The sequence below is a fragment of the Prosthecobacter sp. genome, assembly GCF_044373815.1.
GTDB lineage: Bacteria > Verrucomicrobiota > Verrucomicrobiia > Verrucomicrobiales > Verrucomicrobiaceae > Prosthecobacter.
The window spans coordinates 1-5,414 of the sequence record NZ_JBIPNG010000451.1 but is presented as its reverse complement, the minus strand read 5'-3'; the positions used below and the strand labels follow the sequence as shown (position 1 = coordinate 5,414).

The 5,414-nt window shown below is 57.0% G+C and carries 5 protein-coding genes; 2 read left to right on the top strand and 3 right to left on the bottom strand.

The window, feature by feature from the left end:
* Both ACIREA_RS25735 and ACIREA_RS25730 read right to left on the bottom strand, forming a co-directional pair.
* Positions 1-2,370, bottom strand: a 2,370-nt coding sequence (locus ACIREA_RS25735) for a PAS domain S-box protein (RefSeq protein WP_397385186.1), incomplete at its 3' end; no start/stop codon positions are given.
* A 20-nt stretch (positions 2,371-2,390) separates the two neighbouring features.
* The gene (locus ACIREA_RS25730; protein WP_397385185.1) at positions 2,391-2,849 is read right to left on the bottom strand and encodes a response regulator; all 459 of its coding nucleotides are present in this window, start codon (positions 2,847-2,849) and stop codon (positions 2,391-2,393) included.
* A 160-nt stretch (positions 2,850-3,009) separates the two neighbouring features.
* On the opposite strand from ACIREA_RS25730, the gene ACIREA_RS25725 reads away from it, so the two are divergent.
* Positions 3,010-4,128 (top strand): response regulator, encoded by a 1,119-nt coding sequence (locus ACIREA_RS25725; protein ID WP_397385184.1) that lies wholly within the window; start codon positions 3,010-3,012, stop codon positions 4,126-4,128.
* A gap of 294 nt (positions 4,129-4,422) precedes the next feature.
* The gene (locus ACIREA_RS25720; protein ID WP_397385183.1) at positions 4,423-4,740 is read left to right on the top strand and encodes a hypothetical protein; all 318 of its coding nucleotides are present in this window, start codon (positions 4,423-4,425) and stop codon (positions 4,738-4,740) included.
* A 211-nt stretch (positions 4,741-4,951) separates the two neighbouring features.
* Here ACIREA_RS25720 and ACIREA_RS25715 read toward each other — a convergent pair.
* Positions 4,952-5,414: hypothetical protein (locus ACIREA_RS25715; protein ID WP_397385182.1), on the bottom strand; the 463-nt coding region annotated here is incomplete at its 5' end.

The following is a 5,414-nucleotide window of genomic DNA, read 5'->3' as shown; positions in this document are numbered from 1 at the left end:
GGAAATCTCATGCGTGCCGCTCCTGAAGGCGCGTCCCGCCGGACCACGGCCTGAGGGATGATCTCCGCGGGTGATCAGCGTCAGTCCATCAAGATAGTTTTGATAGCTGCCGGCGCAGGCGGCCGGCTTCAAGCTTTGGGATTCTTCATCAAAGAAGGCAATCCAGGCCATCTTCATGTTGCCCTTCTCCACCGCGATGCTGACCGCTGATTCATACAGCAGCTGCGGCTCACGAATACGGACGATTGCCTCGTTGATGCTGCTGGACATCGCATGCAGCCGGTTCAGGCGCAGCAGGCGCTGTTCGTCCAGCTTGCGTTCGTGAATGTCCAGAGCGGACCCTGCCATGCGGTAGGGCTCGCCATGCTTGTCCCACAAGGCCTGGCCACGGGCCTCAAACCAGCGATACCCGCCCGACTTCACCTGAATGCGGTACTCGATGCAGAATTCACTGCGCTGCTCCAGATGGCTCTCCAGCGCAGCACGCACCAGGGGCAGATCCGCCGGGTGCATTTTCTGCTCCCAGGCAAAAAACAGACTGGGAAATTCCTCGTGGTTGTAACCGAGCAGTTCGCGAAAACGTGCGGAATAATAGACGCCGCCGGTGCGGATGTCCCAGTCCCAGACACCTCCGGTGGAACCTGTGGCCGCCAGCGCATAACGTTCTTCACTCTGTCGCAGAGCCAGCTCCGCTTGGTGGCGTTCCATTTCCGCCGCCGCACGCACCGCGAAGAGCTGAAACATGGCCTGCAGGCGCTCCCGGTGGTCCAGCGTATTTTCGCTGAACACCGCAATCATTCCGATCACACGCCCGTCTGTGGCATGCAGCGGCATGCCCATGTAGCTGTTAGCCCCCAGTTCCTGCAGGATTTGGTCGTCTGGAAAGTGCTGCCGCACATTGCTGTCATAATAACAGACCTCGCCACTGGTCACATTGTAACACGGCGTGCCGATCAGGGAGCATGTCTTGTTGGGCAGCACCTTGCCGTCCGCGCAGAAACCGAGTGTCCGCACCATCCGATCACGCTCCGGCAGGAGCATCGCCACGGTGGCGTATTTGGCTTCCACAGTACGGGCCACTTGAAGACAGAGCGACTGGAAAAAGGTCTCGCCACTGCGGGCATCGACACCTTCGGCCATCGCCCGCAGGGCCTCCTCCATTTTTTTCTCCACTGTGATGTCCGAGGCCAGCGAGAGTATCGACTGCAGCTCTCCCTCATCATTCAACAAGGCGGAATTATGCCACTCACACACAATCACCCGCCCGTCACTGGTGAAATTGCGGTTGATGCAGGTGTTGCGGGATTCTGACCGGTCCAGCAGCCGACCCAGCGTCGCCTTCACCCGCGGCAAATCTTCAGGATGAACGAAGTTCCAGTCACTGTGATCATTCCCCATGACCTCGGCCTCGGTCCAGCCAAAGATTTTCTCCGCCTGGGGCGACCATCGGCAGATGCGGCTGTCTGTGTCGCACTCCACCAGCGCCAGCGAAGTGTTTTCCAGATGGTACAGCAGCGTCGCATGGGCCTGCTGCTGCAGTGCTTCCTCCTGCTCGCGTCGTGTGGTGAAATCACGCAGATTGCCGATGATTGCCACCGGCTTGCCTTCACTGTCTCTGACAATGGAGCGGTTGTCACTGATCCAGCGATAAGCCTCATTCTTGTGCTTGAACCGATATTCCAGGACAGGTTGAAAATCCCCGTTCAGATCACGTGACATCAGTTTTTCCAGCCGTTCGCGTTTTGACTGGTAATCCTCGGGGTGGATCCGCGAAAACATGAACCGAAGGCCTCCCGCGATGCATTCTTCAATGCTGAAACCCAGCACCTGCTCCACCGCTGGACTGATGTAATCATAGGTCAGCGAGGGTAGGCTGAGACAGTACACCGGGTCCTTGGAGTTGCCGAGCACGGTCCGGAAACGTTCCTCGCTCCGCCGCAGCTCGCTCTCAGCCTGCTTCCGCTTGGAAATATCCCGCACGGTGACGACCAGCCTGTCGTTCCCGAGGATCTCGGCCTTGCGCATGCTCACCTCCACCCAGAACACACGTCCAGAGCGGGCGCGGGCCTGCCATTCAAACATCTGCGGGCCTTCCTCCATCGCCTTGCGCATCCAGAACAGCGACTCCTCCAGGGTGTAAGGCGGAGTGTTTACACTAAGCGCTGCGATGGAGAGCCCCCGCATTTCACCAGGATCGCAGCCATACATTTCACAGGCACGTTGGTTGACTTCCAGAATGGCCCCTGTGACGATGTCGTGGATGAAAACCGCATCATTGAGGCAGTCAAAAACACTGCGAAACCAGTCGCCCCGCACCTCAATGTCCAGGTCTTCGGTGGCGGTGGCCGTCGTCATGGTGGGAATGATCATGCAGGAGTGGTTTCAATCATTCACAGAGATTTTTCTAGTGTCAATTCCTCCGGTGCATCAGTCTCGGTGACTTCGTTAGAGCAGATTGCAGTGATCGTCTCTGCCAGCATCTTCAGTCCTTGCTCCTTCGAGACGTAGCCATGTACATCGCCACGGCTCAAAACCGGCAGCATGTCGGCGCTGGAATGGCTGCTGAGCACAATGACTTTGATTCCCTGCTCGATGAAATACCCGCATTGCTCCACCAGATCAATGGCTGAGCCGTCTGGCAGTGTCATGTCGACGACCATCACGTCAATATGGTGCGAATGCAGCACCGGGAGTGCGGCGGCCACGCAGTCAGCTTCCAGCAATTCATAATTGGGCAGGTACCTGCCCAAGGCAGCACGCACCACGTCACGATAGAGATCGTGATCCTCGACCAGCAGGATCACTCCGGAATTTCCTGAACGATTGGAATGCCAATTTGCCTGCTGCATAAATGCTCTTTAGTTTCTGATTATGACTGGAATCAGCAGTAACATACAGCAAATCTGACACGTGTAGCGGGGAAGCATGATAATGAATAATGATTTAGACTCGCCTAAACTTCGGCAGCATGACTCGATGCGGCCAAACTTCTCACTTATTGAGGGTTCCATGGGGGAGAAAAATGAATTCCTTGGCAACATGGGACATGAGCTGCGCAATCCGCTCGCGAACATTATCGCTCAGGCGGAAACGCTGCAGGAAGGTATTTACGGGCCTATGGAGAAAGCGCAGAAAATGGCGGTCACAGCCATTCAGGACAGTGCTCGGCAGTTGCTCCAGCTCATCGCTGACATGGTGGATCTCGGCAAAATCGAAGCAGGCGCGTCATCGCTGACCCAGACAGCATGCATGGTGAGTGAGAAGTGCGCTGGCAGCGTGTCCTCTTTGACGGGGCTTTCGCAGTCACGGTCCATTCAGATTATCACCGAAGTGCAGCCGCCCAGCCTCGGAGTCCTTGGCGATGGGCACCGGCTGCAACAGATCATCACCGAGCTGCTCTCCGTCGCTGTGTTATCCATGCACACTGGCGGTCAGTTGCGGCTCCACATCACCTATGACGAAGGCGCTCTTCAGCTTCAGACTCTGGGTGGCGTCGGCCAGTTGCCCTCTGAACCGGCGGTCATCCTCAACCGGCTGGGAAAAGTCAAACCCATCGGCCTGGCCTTGCTGCAGCAATTGGTGCAGCTTCACGGTGGCACTTTTGAGGTGCTCGAAACAGCCGGGCGGGAAGTCTGCATGACCATTCGTCTGCCACTGAGCCGGTCGTCGGCTGCGGTGCCAGCGCAGGAACAGCCCCCGCCAGAACCTTCGGTCAGCAATGAAGCTCCTCTTTCGGTCTCTACCCGCCAGCCCACCATTTTGATCGCTGATGATCAGCCCGCCCTCATTGCCGTCACGCGTAACTACCTTGAAAGCGTCGGCTTCCAAGTCATCACAGCCCGGGATGGCAGTGAAGCCATTCAGCAGGCTTGTACTTTGCAGCCCGATCTTATTCTCATGGATGTGCGCATGCCGGTCGTGGATGGCTTGAGCGCCATCCGGCAGATTCGTGCCTCCACAGATCCTAAAACGCGTGACATAGCCATTGTCAGTCTTTCCGGGCATTCGAGTGCCGCAGACAAAGAAAAGTGTCTGGCCGCAGGAGCCACCGCGTACCTGAACAAACCTTTCGGTGTCCGCGAACTGGATCGCATCATTGCTGAGCATATTCGCCAGGACCGCAATTGACCGGCCAGGCACTTCAGGATCTTCACTGATTCCTTGGCTGTGGCGGTCATCCGTACATTGCGAGAGCCACAGTGATGACCGTGCTCGGTCTCATCGAAACGCCCTGTGCTTTCTGTGGGATGCTGCGTGAACACCCATTCGATCAAACTGAATCTCTGCATGTCAGTTCGTTCGCCATGATTTGCCTGTGCGATGAAAAAAGTTGGATGAATCTCGAATACGCGCAGCCGCTCCGCGTCTCATGAACACGCCGCAAGAATGCGGCAACAAATCAAAAGCAAACCTCCTCTCATCATGAAAAAACTCTTCACCCTCATTGCTGTTACCGCCAGTCTTGCTGTTTTCGCTCCTGCCAGTTCGCAGGCCTTTGACTGCCACCACTCCAGCCGCAGCTTCGCGAACAACTGCGGCTCCTGCGGCACTGCGGTGTATCGTGAACGCGTCATCGTTGGCCATGATCGCCACGGTCATCCCATCTTTGGCTACCGCATCGTCAGCCATAACTGCCGCCCTGTGGGCCACAGTCATGGTCATGTTCATGGCAGCAACGCCGGACCCTCCCGCGGCCCGGGCTTTCATTTCAATTTCGGCGGTCATTCCAGCCATCGCTAATCCAGTGTGAATCCAGTGTGAATCCACGGCCTGCCGGAGAACGAAAGCTCTCCGGCAGGCCTTTTTTTATGTGGGTGAAACGTGAAGGCGGTCATGATTGAAATTGCTTCATCACCATCTTGACGATGTTGAATAAAGGAATGTCATGCTCGGACTTCCCTGGGGCGGTTTCGCGCTGAACTTGGAGCAGAGGCCCCGCACGGCAATCCCATCACTCCTTCAGCTTCGCATTGGCGATTTCGGCAGGATACAGAGCCTTGAGCTTCGCGATTGTTTTTGCCACTGCATCCAGATGTGGATCAGCCTCCGCAGGTTTGCGCGCTGCGAAGGCATCACGCACACCGCTGAGTGCGGCTTTGAGTTCATCCACCAGCTTTCCTGCTTCGGCCTGCTTGGCCGCATCCGTCTTGCCCGGCAGGGCTGAGGCCAGCACCGGGAATGCCTCGGTGACTTCATCAATGGCCTCATACCTTTTGTCGGCGGTGCCTTCCTGGAGCTCTTCCGTGTGCTGGTTGATCTCCGCCCACAGGCCTGTGAGGTCCGCAGGAACTTCCACGTTCTTGCCGCTCTTCTGGCTGCCGCAGTCGCACTGCCATTCAGGCTTCTTGCACTCGCTGCACACAGCCGTGTTGAAGTGCAGCCGGAAGGGGATGGACTTCGACGCTCCAGGTTCG

Bases quoted from the DNA above. Each gene is read 5' to 3' on its own strand.
- ACIREA_RS25730 (WP_397385185.1), bottom strand. From the start codon at position 2,849: ATGCAGCAGGCAAATTGGCATTCCAATCGTTCAGGAAATTCCGGAGTG.
- ACIREA_RS25725 (WP_397385184.1), top strand. From the start codon at position 3,010: ATGGGGGAGAAAAATGAATTCCTTGGCAACATGGGACATGAGCTGCGC.
- ACIREA_RS25720 (WP_397385183.1), top strand. From the start codon at position 4,423: ATGAAAAAACTCTTCACCCTCATTGCTGTTACCGCCAGTCTTGCTGTT.